11 protein-coding genes are annotated in these 15,285 nt (G+C 54.7%); 2 read left to right on the plus strand and 9 right to left on the minus strand.

Translation table 11 applies throughout. From position 1 onward, the window contains the following. The first annotated feature begins 8 nt into the window (after positions 1-8). Positions 9-1,004, plus strand: a complete 996-nt coding sequence (locus tag C8275_RS12875) for an AI-2E family transporter (RefSeq protein ID WP_022384424.1) — start codon at positions 9-11, stop codon at positions 1,002-1,004. A gap of 89 nt (positions 1,005-1,093) precedes the next feature. Here C8275_RS12875 and C8275_RS12880 read toward each other — a convergent pair whose 3' ends face one another. Further along, positions 1,094-1,741, minus strand: coding sequence for an HAD-IA family hydrolase (locus tag C8275_RS12880; RefSeq protein ID WP_106625457.1), 648 nt, complete (start codon positions 1,739-1,741; stop codon positions 1,094-1,096). Then, complete coding sequence (locus C8275_RS12885; protein ID WP_022384426.1) at positions 1,738-3,375, minus strand: ABC-F family ATP-binding cassette domain-containing protein; 1,638 nt, start codon at positions 3,373-3,375, stop codon at positions 1,738-1,740. The genes C8275_RS12880 and C8275_RS12885 overlap by 4 nt, the downstream gene beginning before the upstream one ends. A gap of 161 nt (positions 3,376-3,536) precedes the next feature. On the opposite strand from C8275_RS12885, the gene C8275_RS12890 reads away from it, so the two are divergent. After that, on the plus strand, positions 3,537-3,677 hold the full coding sequence (locus C8275_RS12890; protein WP_022384427.1) for a hypothetical protein: 141 nt from the start codon (positions 3,537-3,539) through the stop codon (positions 3,675-3,677). 181 nt (positions 3,678-3,858) lie between these two features. Here C8275_RS12890 and C8275_RS12895 read toward each other — a convergent pair whose 3' ends face one another. The 7 genes from C8275_RS12895 to C8275_RS12925 form a co-directional block, all read right to left on the minus strand. Beyond that, positions 3,859-4,629, minus strand: coding sequence for a phosphate ABC transporter ATP-binding protein (locus tag C8275_RS12895; protein ID WP_022384428.1), 771 nt, complete (start codon positions 4,627-4,629; stop codon positions 3,859-3,861). Beyond that, positions 4,617-5,486, minus strand: coding sequence for a phosphate ABC transporter permease PstA (pstA, locus tag C8275_RS12900; protein WP_022384429.1), 870 nt, complete (start codon positions 5,484-5,486; stop codon positions 4,617-4,619). The genes C8275_RS12895 and pstA overlap by 13 nt, the downstream gene beginning before the upstream one ends. 25 nt (positions 5,487-5,511) lie before the next feature. Further along, complete coding sequence (pstC, locus tag C8275_RS12905) at positions 5,512-6,369, minus strand: phosphate ABC transporter permease subunit PstC (protein ID WP_022384430.1); 858 nt, start codon at positions 6,367-6,369, stop codon at positions 5,512-5,514. Positions 6,370-6,418: 49 nt separating this feature from the next. Beyond that, positions 6,419-7,480, minus strand: a complete 1,062-nt coding sequence (gene pstS, locus C8275_RS12910; RefSeq protein WP_022384431.1) for a phosphate ABC transporter substrate-binding protein PstS — start codon at positions 7,478-7,480, stop codon at positions 6,419-6,421. A gap of 19 nt (positions 7,481-7,499) precedes the next feature. Further along, complete coding sequence (locus C8275_RS12915) at positions 7,500-8,486, minus strand: hypothetical protein (RefSeq protein WP_106625458.1); 987 nt, start codon at positions 8,484-8,486, stop codon at positions 7,500-7,502. Between the two features lie 693 nt (positions 8,487-9,179). Beyond that, on the minus strand, positions 9,180-10,526 hold the full coding sequence (locus C8275_RS12920; RefSeq protein WP_199881930.1) for an ATP-binding protein: 1,347 nt from the start codon (positions 10,524-10,526) through the stop codon (positions 9,180-9,182). 372 nt (positions 10,527-10,898) lie between these two features. Next, positions 10,899-15,248, minus strand: a complete 4,350-nt coding sequence (locus tag C8275_RS12925; RefSeq protein ID WP_106625459.1) for a DUF4906 domain-containing protein — start codon at positions 15,246-15,248, stop codon at positions 10,899-10,901. Positions 15,249-15,285 lie beyond the last annotated feature (37 nt).

Consider the following 15,285-nt stretch of genomic DNA (forward strand, 5'->3'; position numbering starts at 1 on the left):
TCCAACGTATGAAAGAGACCTACTGGAAATATTCACTCATCATCCTCATCATCGGACTGGGCATCCTCCTGTTCCGTCAGGCACAACCGTTCATGAACGGCATCCTGGGCGGCTTCACGCTGTACCTGCTGTTGCGCAATCCGACCCACTGGCTGCAACAGAAGATGAACGGTTCGCTTGCCGTCTGGCTGGTGACACTGGGCACGACCCTCTTCATCCTCATCCCGCTGTCACTCTTCAGCTGGGCAGTCATCCGCCAGCTGTCGGGGCTGCACTTCGACACACAGAGCATCATCGAACCGACCAAGCAGGTCATTGCCATCATCAAGGAACGGACGGGCTACGACTTGTTCTCGGAGCAGACCCTGTCGTTCGTCGTGGCACAGGCCTCCTCCATCGGGCAGTCGGTCATGAGCGGCGTGAGTGACTTCGTCATCAACCTCTGCGTCGCCATCATGCTGCTCTTCTTCATGCTTTCCGGCGGACGCGCGATGGAGCACTACATCTCCACGGTCCTCCCCTTCCGCGAGGAAAACAAGCGCGAGGTGCTCGACAAGGTGCAGCTCATCGTCCGTTCCAATGCCATCGGCATCCCTCTGCTCGCCATCATCCAGGGCGTCATCTCGTTGGGCGGTTACCTGCTCAGCGGCGCCCCCAATCCGGTGCTGGCTGCCATGCTGACGGCTTTCGCGTCCATTATCCCCATCATCGGGACGACCATCATCTGGGTCCCCATCTCCATCTATTTCCTGCTGATGGGCGACTGGGTGCATGCCCTGATTCTCCTTGCCTACGGCGGACTGATTGTGGCACAGAGCGACAACCTGATCCGCTTCATCCTGCAGAAGAAGATGGCAAACATCCATCCCCTCATCACCATCTTCGGTGTCGTGGCGGGCTTGCCCATCTTCGGCTTCATGGGCATCATCTTCGGACCGCTCATCGTGTCGCTCTTCCTGCTCTTCGTCGAGATGTTCCGCAAGGAGTATCTGTTGAATGAGTAAACCACAACCTGCATAAAACCCCAATCGGACATCAGACAGCTCAATGTCCAATGACCGATTGGGGTTTAAAGTGTCGGATTTGCTTCCCGTCACAGCAACAGCCGTTGCAGCTCGTCCAAGTCGTTGACGATGTAAGTCGCACCTGCCGCCTCGAACTCCTGGCGACTGCCATAACCGTAGAGCACACCTACGGAGTCGAGACCTACGGCACGGGCACCGAGGATGTCGTGCTTGCGGTCGCCAATCATGACGATTTGCGAAAGGTCGGTCAGGCCGTTGCACTGCATGACATAGCGGATGACCTCTTCCTTGGTGCGGCGCGTGGCATCGTCCCGTCCGCCGACAAAGGCGAAACGGTCGGCAATGCCGAAATGACGCAGCACTAGGTCTGCCATGCGTTGCGGCTTCGAGGTCGCCACCATCAGAGTCTTCCCTGCCCGACGTGCCGCGTCAAGAAAGTCCGTGATGCCGGGATAGAGGGCATTCTCATACACCCCCGTCACCTCATAGCGTTCGCGGTACTTCTTCACCGCCTCATCCGCCTGTTGCGGCGTGAAGTGGTAGAAGTCCTGAAAGGAGTCTTCCAGCGGAGGACCGACGAAGCAGAGCAAATCGTCCGGATTGCTGACCGGGATACCGAACGCCTCCAGGGCGTATTGCGCCGAACGGACAATGCCGGGCGCGGAGTCGGAAATAGTTCCGTCGAGGTCGAGAAACAAGTAAGGATAGGTTTTCATGCTTTCTTTTCCAGTTCTTGCAGGTTTTCCATTTTCTTGGTTTCGAGAAATTCATAGATGCCGCAGAGGTGCTCGCGCACACGCTGATGCCCGAACTCGTAGACCTTCGTCACCAGTCCGTCGAGGAAATCGCGGTCGTGCGAGACGACGATGAGCGTCCCGTCAAAGTCCATCAACGCCTGCTTGAGAATGTCCTTGGTCTTCATGTCGAGGTGATTCGTCGGCTCGTCCAGGATGAGCAGGTTCACCGGCTCCAGCAGGAGCTTGATCATGGCAAGGCGGGTACGCTCGCCGCCGGAGAGGACCTTCACCTTCTTCGTGCTCTCTTCGCCACCGAACATGAACGCACCGAGCAGGTCGCGTATCTTATTGCGTATCTCCCCTTTCGCCACGTCGTCGATGGTCTGGAACACCGTCAGGTTCTCGTCGAGCAAGGATGCCTGGTTCTGCGCGAAGTAGCCAATCTGCACGTTGTGTCCCAGCGTCAGCGTCCCTTCATGCTCCAGTTCGCCCATGATGCACTTGACCAGCGTGGACTTGCCTTCGCCGTTACGTCCCACGAACGCCACCTTGTCTCCCCGTTCCACCGTCAGTGTGGCATTCCGGAAGACGACGTGGTCGCCGTACGCCTTGCCCACCCCTTCCATGATGACCGGGTAGCTGCCGCTGCGTGGCGAGGGCGGGAACTTGAGCCGCAAGGCGGACGTGTCTTCCTCGTCCACCTCCACCAGCTCCAGCTTCTCCAGCATCTTCACGCGGCTCTGCACCTGGAGCGTCTTGCTGTACGTCCCCTTGAAACGCTCGATGAAGTCCTTCGTCTCCTGAATCATCTTCTGCTGCTCCTCGTACTGCTTCATCTGCTGTTCGCGGCGTTCCTTGCGCAGCTCCAGGTAGTGGGAGTAGTTCACCTTGTAGTCATAGATACGTCCCATGGTCACCTCGATGGTGCGCGTGGTGATGTTGTCCACGAACTTACGGTCGTGACTGATGACAATGACCGCCTTCCCGCTGTTGATCAGGAAGTCCTCCAGCCACTGGATGGACTCGATGTCGAGGTGGTTCGTCGGCTCGTCGAGCAAGAGCACGTCCGGGTTCTGCAACAGGAGCTTCGCCAGCTCGATGCGCATGCGCCATCCCCCGCTGAAGTCACTCGTGGGGCGTGCGAAGTCGGTGCGCTCGAACCCCAGTCCGAGCAACGTCTTCTCCACATCCTCCTCGAAGTGCGTGAGGTCGATGGCATAGAACTTCTCGCTCATCGATGCCACTCGCTCAATCAGTGCCATGTAGTCGTCGCTCTCATAGTCGGTGCGGGTGGTGAGTTCCTCATTCAGCCGGTTGATTTCCGCCTCCATCTCGTGCAGGTGGGCAAACGCCTGCGAAGCCTCTTCGAACACCGTCCTCCCATCCTCGGTCATGAGGTGTTGCGGAAGATAGGCCACCGTGCAGTCCTTGGGCACACCGACGTGTCCGCGTGTAGGCTGACGTACGCCTGCCAGAATCTTCAGCAGGGTACTCTTTCCGGCACCATTCTTCCCCATGAGGGCGATGCGGTCTTTCTCGTTAATCTGGAAACTGATGTCACTGAACAGGGTCGTTCCGCCGAACTCTACGGCAAGTCCTTCTACTGATATCATTAAGTTTATGCGTTTTTAGGTTTGTGCGTGCAAAAGTACGAAGAACATTTCAATTGACAATTGACAATGGATAATGGACAACTGAAAACGATTATCAATTGAAATGATTGTAAATACGAAATTCTTTTTATCTTTGCGGCAACCAATTAAACAGAAATCCTATGAAGAAAATTGTGAGAACGTATGTATGCCCCTTGTGTGGCAGAGTGGTAGAGACTGACGGAACCGAACAGAACCCGCCTTATTGCTGTCATGAACCCATGATGCTCGAAAAGGAGGAAGAAGTGGAAGAAGAAGACTGACAGACACCCACCGGTGTCATCGGACATCACTCAAAAGGACAGGACGGTCTGGCATGAGCCATTCCATCCTGTCCTTTCTGTATACATACATGGATTGCCAACCGTCCAACGCCGGACGTCCAACGCCGAACGGCAATTGTCCATTGTCAATTGTCAATTGTCAATTGTCAATTGAAACCGGTTATCCCATCTTTCCCGTCAGGTAGGAACGGGTACGCTCGTCCTTCGGGTTGGAGAACATCACACTGGAGTCGTCATACTCGATGAGTTCGCCCAGATACATGAACATGGAATAGTCAGAGATACGTTTGGCCTGCGACATGTTGTGGGTCACAATCATGATGGTCACCTCGTTCTTCAGCTGCACGAGCAGGTCCTCGATGTACTTGGTTGCGATGGGGTCGAGCGCCGACGTCGGTTCGTCCATCAGCAGGATGTCCGGTTGGAGTGCCAGCGAACGGGCAATGCACAGGCGCTGCTGCTGTCCGCCCGAGAGGAAGGTTCCCCGCTTGGTAAGCGAATCTTTCACTTCGTCCCACAGCATGACGTTGCGCAGGTTGCGCTCCACAATCTCATCCTTCTCCCCCTTCGACAACTTGATGCCGTTGAGGATGTAGCCCGCCAGCACATTGTCGTAGATGTTCATCGTGGGGAAAGGATTCGGACGCTGGAACACCATGCCCACCCGCCGACGTTCCTCCGTGGGGTGCATCAACAGGATATTCTCGCCGTTGAGCAGGATTTCACCGGTCACATGGATGGCCTTGTACAGCTCGTGCATGCGGTTCACGGCACGGAGCAGGGTGCTCTTGCCACACCCCGAAGGTCCCATGATGGCCGTGATGGTGTTCTTTGCCACGTCGGCTGTCACGTGCTTCACGGCAAGTTTGTTCGAGCCGTAAGCGATGGATACGTCTTTTATCTGAAGGATAGGGTCTTTTATACTTTCCATTTCTTTTGAATTCTTTTAGCTAACAAGTTGAGGCATAATACGAAGGTGAGGAGGAAGAGGGAAGCTCCCCAGATGAGGCTCTGCAGGTTGGGGTCGTTGAAGAACTCCCATATCATGAGGGGAACGGCTGACATGGGTCGGCTGATGTTCCAGCTGATGGCTGCTCCACCCAGGGCGGTGAACATCAACGGGGCAGTCTCGCCGATGACGCGCGAGATGGCGAGCAGGATTCCGGTGAAGATACTGCCGAACGCCGAGGGGAGCATCACCTGCAGCATCACGCGCCAGTAGCTTCCGCCCAAGGCAAGACCTGCCTCTTTCAGGGTCTCGGGCAGGATGTTCATGGTCTCTTCGGTGGAACGGATGATGAGCGGCAGCATCATGATGAACAGCGCCACACTGCCGGCAAAGCCCGAATACCCCTTCATCGGCACGACCACCCAGATGTAGACGATGATACCGATGATGATGGAGGGTGTGCCCTGCAACAGGTCGGTGATGTAGCTCACCGTCGTAGCAAACCAGTTTCCCTTGTATTCCGAGAGGCAGATTCCGCAGAAGATGCCCACCGGGATGGCGATGACCGCAGCCACGACGAGCATGAGGAACGTGCCGACAATGCCGTTGGCAATACCGCCCGGCAACGCCTCGCCTGCCGACATCGCCATCATCGCCTCGTAGGCGTTGGGCGTGGCTTCGGTCAGGAAGGTCCAGGAGAGCTGCTTCCAGCCCCGCACCAGCACTTCGCCCAGAATCGCCAGCAACGGGATGGCTGTCAGGGCGGCAAAGAAGCAGACCACGAAGTAGAGCAGGCGGTTCTTGAAGATGCGTACTTGTAGGTTTTTATCTTGTAACATAACTATCTGTGATTAGAGCATACGGTTAGACATGTTGGGCACGCCGGATGAGAATCTTGCCAATGAGGTTGATGATGGCAGTGATGAGGAACAGAATCAGTCCGATGGCAATCAGGGCAGAGAGCTTCAGCCCGTCGGCTTCACCAAACTGGTTGGCGATGATACTCGCCATGGTGTTTCCGGTGGTGGTAAGGCTGGTGGGAATCTGGTTCGTGTTGCCGATGAGCATCGTCACGGTCATGGTCTCGCCCAGGGCACGTCCGATGGCAAGGATGTAGGCGGAAAAGACTCCCGAACCGGCAGTGGGGAACACCACGCGGCGGATGACCTCGGCACGGGTCGCACCCATGGCGTAGGCTCCTTCCTTCAGGTCAGAGGGCACCATCTTGATGAACTCGGCACTCAGCGAGGCGGCGTAGGGTACAATCATGATGGCAAGGACGAAGGAGGCGGTCAGGATGCCGGAGCCTTGCGGCGAGATGTTCAGCTCCATGAAGAGGGGGCGCAGGGTGTAGAAACCCCAGAGTCCGTAGATGATGGAGGGAATACCGGCAAGCAGGTCGGTCACCGTGCTCAGGATGGTGGCAATCTTCTTCCCGCGGAAGTATTCGCCCACGAAGAGGGCGACGGGCAGCGAGAAGGGGATGCAGAAGATGAGTGCCAGCAACGTGGTCAGCAGCGTACCCGTGATGAAGGGCAGTGCACCGTAGCTCTCGTTGCCGGGCGTGTAGTTCCAGTCGTCGGAGCAGATGAACTCCCAGAAGCCGAACTGGCGGAACGCGCTCGCGGCATCATTGGTGAGGGAATAGATGATTCCCCCACCAATGATCGGGATGACCACTGCCGACAAAATGAGGATAAACCTGAATATCTTGTCTTGCATAGTTGTGTCTGCGTTGGTTTGGTTTCGCTTGTGAACGTTGAGCCAGTCCTTATTTCACAAGGGGCTGTCCGTCGTAAGTGACGGTCTTCAGGTTCTGGAGGCTCAGGTCGACAGCCTGTCGGGGCAGCGGTGCATAGTGTACGGTCGTAGTCGTCTGCTGGACACTGTCGCTGAGGACATACTCCAGGAGGTCAACCGTAGCCTGTGCCTGTGCCTTGCTGCGTCCGGAGTAGTTCTGCTCCTGGTAGATGATGAGCCAGGTGAAGCAGCTGATGGGGTAAGCTCCCGGAGCATCGGCGTCCGTGATGGAACAGCGCGTGTCCTGCGGGATGTCTCCTGCGGCAGCCGAGATGCTTTCCGTGGACGGAGTAATCATCTCGCCCTGCTTGTTTTTCACATTGGCGTAAGCCAGCTTCTGTGCGAAGGCATATTCAGAACCGATGTAGCCGATGGTGTTCGGGGTGTTGCCCACGATGCCTGCCACTCCCGGATTTCCCTTGGCAGCCTGTCCGACGGGGAAGTTGACCGACTTGGCAGCTCCGAGCGTATTCTTCCAGTTCTCGCTCACCTTGCTCAGGTAGTCGGTGAAGACAAAGGTCGTACCACTGCCATCCGAACGGTAGACCGGCATGATGTCGGCAGCCGGAAGCTTGGCGTCGGGGTTGAGTTCCTTCAGGCGGGCATCATCCCAGCGTGTGATTTTCCCGGCAAAGATGTCGGCAATCACGTCTCCCGCGAGGTTGAGTTTCTCCACGCCCGGCAGGTTATAAGCCAGCACGACGGCTCCCATGCAGGTCGGCACGTGCACCACGGGCTTCATCTCTTTCATTTCTTCATCGCTCAGGTAAGCATCGCTTCCACAGAAGTCCACGATGCCGTCCTTCAGGTTGCGCACACCGCCACCGCTTCCGATACCTCCGTAAGACACGTTGTCCCCACCCTTCTCATTATAGGTGTTGAAGGTCATCGTATAGAACGGCAAGGGGAAGGTTGCCCCTGCACCGGTCAGCTCCACAGCTTCGCGACCGTCTACCGAGTTTGACTTCTGTCCGCCGCAGGAGCTGATGGTCAGTGCCAGCAAGCCTGCAACTAAAGCATACATTTTCTTCATAACTGCTAGTATTTGGTTTTCAAATCGTAAATGAACAGTTCAGATAGGCGTAATAGCTCTTCTTGGCATCGTCCGCCTTGGGAGACCAGACGCGCATGTTAGGCGTCAGCTTGATATACTTGCCGAGCTTGAACTCCGCGCCCACGACGCCTGCCATGCCGTCGGCAGCCTCGTTCCAGTGGTCTTTTGAGGTGAGGTAGTCCCACCGACCGAAGAGATTAACGTGTTTGCTGACGCCGACGGTGGAGTAGACCGAACAGCCGCTCTGGTCATGGTCCTTGATATTCCGTGCATTGGTCTGGCTGTTGTATTCGGCTGCGAGGCTGAACGCCCCGGTGGCATATCCGGCAAAGAGGTTCCAGTTGGTGATGCCCTCCAGTGTTTTATCGGACGCCTCGTTATAGGAGGCATAAGCCCGGAGGGTCAGTCCACGGAGCGGAGTGAAGGTGAGTCCGGCACCGTATTGCAATCCGTCGTTCACCTGTACCTTTTTATATCCTTCTCCGTTGACGAGGATGACGTCCGCCGAGAACCACGGCGTAAAGTCATAAGCCAGGGAAACACCCATGTCGGCGCTGCTGCCGAACTTATATTCGTCCTGGAACGACTTCATGACATAGCGTTTGCCCCAAAAGGATTCCTGTGTCTTGAACTGGGTGGTCGAGATGAGTCCGCCGCTCAGCGTCAGGTTCTTGTACTTCCACGTGACGAGTGCGTTCTTGATGTAGGCAATGCGTTCGTAGTCATGCACATCGTCAGACTGTCCCACATCCATGACGGCCTTGAACTGCAAGCCGTTTTTCAACGTGTACTGATAGCCCAGGTAGCTGCGGTCGAGTGTAAATCCGCGGTCGTTGTTGTTGCTTCCGAAGCCCGTATGTACATCGCTGAAGATAGCGATGATGGCTTTCCCTTCAGCCTTCGGTTCGTTGTCGTTGGTTTGTGCTCCGGCAAGAAGAGGTGCGCAACAAGCCAAAGCAGCAATCATCCGGTATTTCTTCATCATGTTGTCCTATTGTTGTTTTGACGCTGCAAATGTAGGGAGGGGATGTTACAATGAGATGCAAAACATTTTACATCCGTATTACAATGCAATTGACAATGGACAATTGACAATGGACAATTCGGCTGATGCGCATCAGCTCGGTGACGGGATGAGCTTCTCATTTTGACGGGATGAGCTTCTCATTGTGGCGGGATGAGCTTCTCACTGTGACGAGATGAGCTTCTCACGGGGATCTTTTCCCGAAAAGGCAGTGGGGAGATAAGCAAGGGGAACATATGAAATGGGCAGGGAAAGGCGTCCGATACAGGAGGATCGGGCATTGGAGAGGGTGGAAAGATAGGGATTTTTCTTTCGACTTCCGAAACAGCCATTTCCGAAACAGCCGTTTCGCAACTGCAAATGTAACGTATTTATTTCAATGGACAATGCTTCCATGCAGCATGAGATCCCATGTAGGGGCGACCGGTCGGGTCGCCCGGTCCAATCCATCGATGGTCCAATTCATCAATGTTCCAATATCGCCCAAATGCAGAATGAAAGGCAGCAATGTATAAGGATGTAATATTGAACGTGTATGAGGATGTAATATTGGACGTATGGTGGACTGGGCGACCAGACCGATCGCCCCTACATCGCCGCCTGATGTGCACACCGAACGAGAATTGTCCATTGTCAATTGAATGGATGGATGAATTATAAGAACATCGTCATATACACCGGAATGTAATCCACTCCATTCTCCCGCCTGTAATCCTTGGTGTAAATCAGGTACTTGTTCATGATCCGGTCTGAGAATTTGGAACAGAACTCGTCCAATGATTTATGGGTCTTGTATCCCGAGGACTTCACCTCTATGGGAGAAATCTTATGTCTGTCCGGGATGACAAAATCAATCTCGTAATACTTCTTTCCTTCGGCATAGGGAATGGTATGATAGAACAGGTTCTTGCCGGTTGCCCTCAACATTTGGGCAATGACATTTTCATACACATAGCCCAAGTTGGTACGCAGCTTATCGTTCAACAGCTTATCGTATATGACATTCTCGGTAATATCTCTATCCTTGAAGGCAAGCGTGACAAACAATCCGGTATCAGACGCATACATCTTGAAGTACTCATCATTCTTTGTCAAAGCCAACCCCGCGTTCGGGTCATCGGAATGGTACACGACATTGACCGTCATGGAATCCTCCATCTCTTTCACGATGTTCGCAATCCTTTCCGCCCTCACCTCTCCAATAGCCTTGCTGACCTGATAACGCATTGCGTTTCTGCTGAGCTGGGCGGGAATGGCGTCGTACAATGCCTTGGCCCTTCCTGAATCGTCAATCTTCCCGAAGTCCTCTTCATAAAGAGCTATGATGTCCCGTTTCACCAGATCGACCGCTGTAAAATTGTTCGTTCGGATATAGGCCGAAACAGCCTGCGGCATTCCTCCGACCAGCATATACAGACGGAAGTCCCTCATCAGTTTCCGGTGGACGGCATCGCCTAAAGGCATTTTCCTTTCAAAGGTAGTACGCAGCAACGGGATGGTAGCCGTATCGCCCAGTGCCCATCTGAATTCCTCATAATCCATCGGATACATGTCTACCTTTGTCTCTTCGCTCGGGATAAGGATGTCGCGGCTCTTTGAACGGACGGAAATCAAGGAACCTGTCTCGATATAGTCATAACGATGGTCCTTCACCAGGTGTTTGATTGCCTGTCTTGCAAGGGGCTGAAGCTGTACTTCATCGAAAATAATCACCGACTCCCTTTCATACAATTGTACCTGATAGATGAACTGCAATCGGATAAACAGGTAGTTCAAGTCTGAAATATCATTGAACAAGTCACTGACCTCTTTTGATACGCTTGAAAAGTCAATCAGTATATACGACTTATACTCACGACGTGCGAATTCCTCCGCAATGGTGGACTTCCCGATACGTCTGGCTCCTTGTATCAGCAAGGCAGTGTCACCGTTTCGCTCAGACTTCCACTTGAGCATGGTATTGTAAATCTTGCGTTTGAAATAAATCATAGCGTCTTCCATCGTCTGTAAATTTGATTGCGAATATACGTCTTGCAACGCCCTCCACCAAATTTATTTCCGGGATTTGTCAATATCCACCAAATTTTTTTAGCCGTTTTGTCAATATCCACCAAATCTTGCGGATAAATGGACACTATGAGGTCCCCAAATGTAGGGGCTACCGGTCGGGTCGCCCGGTCCAATCCATCGATGGTCCAATATCACCCCAAATGCAGGATGAAAACAAACGCCGCTGTCCGGAGGCAAGATGCGTCCAAACAGCGGCATTTCATGAGACCGTGTGTCACGGTCGGATAGAAGTTGATTCCCTTATTATCAGATGTACAATGCCGAACGGAAATTGTCAATTGTCCATTATCAATTGTCCATTGCTTAGTACGGCTTGATGAAATCGTCGTGTGACGATGCACCGCCCTGGTTGGTGATGTATTTCCGCAATTCGACATCGCTGACGTCTTTCACACAGCGGACGTCGAACTCGGTGAGCCATATCTTGCCACCGGTCTTGTTCAACAGCTCTGTTTCACTCCATTTCGAGAGGTCCATCGGACGGGCACGGAAACCGTATTGCTGTGCCCAGAAGGGAGCGCCGTAGAAACGGTAACCTTCTTCGGTGTCGGTCTTGGACATGAGGTACGCCACATTGTATTCCGAACCTTTCAGTGTCTCGATGGTCTCTGCCTGATGACCGGGGTCATTGCTGTGCGTACCCCAGTTACGGGGCGAACCGGTTCCTGTTCCGTTGGAACCGATGGTCCACATCGGGTTCCAGTTCTCCCGGCGGAGGTCCAGCTTGTGCTGGGGCGGAACCAGACGCATCATGAGCATCAGCTCGTAGGCGTTCGGCATGCGCCAGCCGCGGATGAGGTGGTTGCCGTCTTCCGTGACCTCCACGTAGGTAGCGCAGGGATTCTCGTCCTTGCTGTCGTCGAGCATGTAGACGGGACGATGGGCATCGGCATCCCAAACGTACAGATTCTGCGTCTTTGTATAATCCTTTGGATAGCCCCATTCCGTGGTGAAACGTATCATGTAGGAATTATGGTCCCAGCCGAGCTTACGCATGGTGGCGATGACCGAGAGACGTGCCACACGGAAGTACTTGTACGGACGTGCCCAGACGGAATTCATCGTGTGCTTGGGCAGCGGACCGTTGGCAATGTAGTTCGGACGCAACGTCTCCTCCGGGAAGCGCGAGCAGTCGATGATGACACCCGAGGTGGGCACTCCTGCCTGGTTCAGACCACCGGAAGGAATCGACGTGTCGTTGGTCCAGTCGTTGCTCTCCGTCAGGTAGCGCTGTGCAGGACGGTAAATCTTGTTCGGGTCATAGATGCCCAGCGTACGGATGGCACGCACACGCAGAGGTTGGTTCCGGTCGGCATACTGGTTCCACTCGGGGTGTTTGCCATACCATCCCTGGTAGCCGTAGTGATAGCGCGTCATCTTCTCCCCCTGGTCCCACGCCCAGGGACGGAGAACACCCGCAGTCGCCTCCACCATGCGCTGACGCATCGTGGCTCCGTATTTTGCCATGAACATCAGCGGCTCGGTTAAGTAGCCGTCGTAGCTGTCCACCATGCGGGAAGAGGTGATGTAGGGAATATCGTTGCGCAGGCGGTAAGCCGGCGACATCATGTTCTGGTTCATCCAGAAGTACTCCAGCTGCGGCAGGGAGGGAAGGAACCACTTCACGTCCTTCTCGTAAATCATCGCATAGGAAAGGCCGCGCGGGTTTGCCGGCTCGTTGCGGCTCAGCACGGAGAGGGCTGCCCAGCTGGACAGTTCCTTATGACCGTTATTAATCATACGAGGATAAATCACCTGCCACTTGTAGACGAATCCCGGCTTGTTCAGCGGACTCTCATCGGGCACGTAGACAACCTCTATATCGTTTGCTTCACCGAAGGTATAGTTGAGCATGTCCTTCCACTTGTGAGAGCCCTGCAACCAAGTGTCGTTCACCAGCGTCAGGTAGAGCAGACGTCCGTCGTAGATGTTCTTCTCGCCCTGAGTCGGCACATAGTCATTGAAATTGGCGACAATCATGTGGTCTTCACGCAGATTGTGCACGCGGGAAAGTCCGTGCGGCTGGTTGGGGATTTCCATCCAGTCCTCCTCTTCCACCATCTCCATACCGAAGCCCACGTAGTCCATGGGGAGGGAACGGAGGTTGTAGGGCGCCATGATGGAGTGCTGCTGCACATTGATTTCCGCATCGTCCCACGAGCTGTGCCCGTCGTGCGAGTACTCCGGCGTCTTGTCGGAGAAGAATACCTTCATCTTGCGGTCGGGACGGTTGACGAAGAGACGCCAGCCATTGTTGTCCCAGTTGGAGGAGCTGATGCTTCTGGGAGCACGGTTCAAGTCCTGAATGGCACCGCTCAGCCAGGAAGGCATCTTGTCGTAGTAAAACTCCCGGGTATGGACCGAGATGACCATGTCGCCGGTCTCCGGGTCAAAGTTGTGGTCGGCGAGTGCCTTGCGCATCCGCTCATCCTGCTTGCCCGTGGATGGGGAAGTGTAGGCACCTCCCTGCTTGTAAATCTCCGCCATCCAGGTACGGATGGTCTTCACGAGCTTCTTCGGATTGTCAATCCACAACTTCGCGTAGCGCGGGTCATTGTCGGGGAACATCGTATATGCCAACGACTTGTTCATGGTGAAACGGGGGATCCGCGGCTCCTTTTTCAGGTTCTTCCTTCCGTTGCTGCTGTAAGTCGTGGTATAGGGATGGACGAAGAACGACACCCAGTCGATATCCGTCTTGTTGCGCTTGTAATCGCCCGTGGTCGAGATGGGTGCGGGGTCAAAAGGCGTAATCACCTCGTAGTGCTTCTCCAACTCCGCATCAGTCAGCGCCTGATTCTCCCAACCGGTGTTCATGCGGTGCAGGAGGTCATAGTAGTTGATGAGCACAGCCTGTGCGTCGTAGTGGCAGTCGAGAATGGCAGTAGATGCCTCCGTCACAAATCCGTCGGTATGCGAGTTGTCCTCGAAATCCTTGTTTTCGGGCGAGATGTTGTTGATGCGCACTTCCGCCTTGATGTCTTCGAGGGAGAGAATCTGCATGTCGTAGGTGTACCACGTGTTGCGGTTGACGTTGTAGTCGTTGATGTCGCTCTCACTCTCGGCACCTCCACCCAGGATGAGGCGGTAAACCACATTCTGGCCGACGCGCTTACGGTTGAGGCTGCCGGTGTTGTCCTTCACATCCTCGTAGACATCCGCCATGATTTCAATCCACACGGCATCCTTCGGCGCGTATTCGAAGGGCAGGAAGTTGCCGCCCTTGTCCACGTTCGTCAGAGCCTGTCCGCCGTGGTAGTACTGTCCGTTCGTCGGGTTCACCGTGACGTAGTCCTTATAGGTCTCCGACTCGGGGGTCTGCTGCTGCTTGGCAAGGCGGGCACGCATGCCGTAGAGGTAGCGCAGGCGGTCTTCAGGCGTGAAGTCGTTGATGGATTGGATATTTCCTGCCTTCAGGACAGACTTGTATTTCGCATCCCATTCGCTGGCATTGATTTGCTTCTGCGGGTCCAGCTTGACTTCGGGCATGTAGAAGACAAAGCCGGACATGTTGTCCGTTCCTCCGGTGTAGGCGTCGAGGACATAGCCTTCCTTCACCACACCGTTTTCGATCATCTTCACGAAGTCGAACAGACGCCAGCGCATGTTGTCGGGATTGTATCGTCTCTGGGGATAAGTGTCTTCCTTGTCCGTCAGCTTGTTGGGATAGCTATGGTTCGCGTCAGCCAGCAGCAGGGAGGCGGTGGGGATGTTGTGCACGCGCCAGCTCTTGGGGAAGACGCGCAGGTTGGGGTTCACACTGCGGAAGTGCACCTCCACCTTGGCATCCAGGCGTTGCAGGTCGACGGGAATCGTCACACCGCGCACGCCGTTGAGGTTGACCGTGACGGGAGTCGCGCTGACACCACTCATCAGCAAGCCCTGCGAACGGTCGGTGATACCCTCATAGGAGTCGATGTCCGGCAGGGAAAATTCAGTGGTCACGATTGTCGCTTTACGCGTAGCCCGGATGGTAACGTCATCGATGTAGGAGCGGTCGCTCGACCGGTTGTTCGCCTCGGGGTCGTCCTCACGGAAGATGGTGGCGAGGTATGCCACCTCCTTTTTTAGGTCATCGAGAGTCAGGAGTGCGCCACTCTGTATCTTCCTCTTCACCCAGGCATTGAGGCGGAACAGCTGGTCCTCCTCTCCTTTCTGGTTGCTGAACCAGTATTCGGGCGAGTTGAGCAGCATGTTGCCGATGGAGACTGCCTGCAAGGGATAGCTGACAGCCGTCTGGTTGTCCAGGTCCGGATAACGTTCCTTCACAGCCGAACGCACCACCCCCAGTGACACCTTATAGCTACCACGGAGGGCGCCGCGCACCTCCCCGTTGTAGGTATTGGCAGTCATGGACGACTCGCCGAGGTACACATGCTCGCCGTTCTCCTTATTGAGTCTCAGAGGAAGTATCTTTCCCTGGTGGTCAAAGAGCATGACGAACACATTCTGGGGGACGTTCTCCTCCACCTCGCTGAGCGAGGCACGTGTGCCGATATTCTTCTTCGGATAGGCATCCATACTGAGGGCGATGTCCAGCAAGTCCGACGAGCTGTCTCCACCGCCTGTCACCAAATCGTCGTCCACACAACTGCTCACGGCGAACAGGAGTGTGAATGCAGACCACAGGGTCAGTAAGGTTCGTTTCTTCATATCGTTGTTTTTCTTATTTTACTTGTTACTTGTCAAC

The sequence above is a fragment of the Bacteroides sp. Marseille-P3684 genome (genome assembly GCF_900291465.1).
Lineage (GTDB): Bacteria > Bacteroidota > Bacteroidia > Bacteroidales > Bacteroidaceae > Phocaeicola_A.

Bases quoted from the DNA above. Each gene is read 5' to 3' on its own strand.
- C8275_RS12920 (WP_199881930.1), bottom strand. From the start codon at position 10,526: ATGGAAGACGCTATGATTTATTTCAAACGCAAGATTTACAATACCATG.
- C8275_RS12915 (WP_106625458.1), bottom strand. From the start codon at position 8,486: ATGATGAAGAAATACCGGATGATTGCTGCTTTGGCTTGTTGCGCACCT.
- C8275_RS12885 (WP_022384426.1), bottom strand. From the start codon at position 3,375: ATGATATCAGTAGAAGGACTTGCCGTAGAGTTCGGCGGAACGACCCTG.
- C8275_RS12895 (WP_022384428.1), bottom strand. From the start codon at position 4,629: ATGGAAAGTATAAAAGACCCTATCCTTCAGATAAAAGACGTATCCATC.
- C8275_RS12925 (WP_106625459.1), bottom strand. From the start codon at position 15,248: ATGAAGAAACGAACCTTACTGACCCTGTGGTCTGCATTCACACTCCTG.
- pstA (WP_022384429.1), bottom strand. From the start codon at position 5,486: ATGTTACAAGATAAAAACCTACAAGTACGCATCTTCAAGAACCGCCTG.
- pstS (WP_022384431.1), bottom strand. From the start codon at position 7,480: ATGAAGAAAATGTATGCTTTAGTTGCAGGCTTGCTGGCACTGACCATC.
- pstC (WP_022384430.1), bottom strand. From the start codon at position 6,369: ATGCAAGACAAGATATTCAGGTTTATCCTCATTTTGTCGGCAGTGGTC.
- C8275_RS12880 (WP_106625457.1), bottom strand. From the start codon at position 1,741: ATGAAAACCTATCCTTACTTGTTTCTCGACCTCGACGGAACTATTTCC.
- C8275_RS12890 (WP_022384427.1), top strand. From the start codon at position 3,537: ATGAAGAAAATTGTGAGAACGTATGTATGCCCCTTGTGTGGCAGAGTG.
- C8275_RS12875 (WP_022384424.1), top strand. From the start codon at position 9: ATGAAAGAGACCTACTGGAAATATTCACTCATCATCCTCATCATCGGA.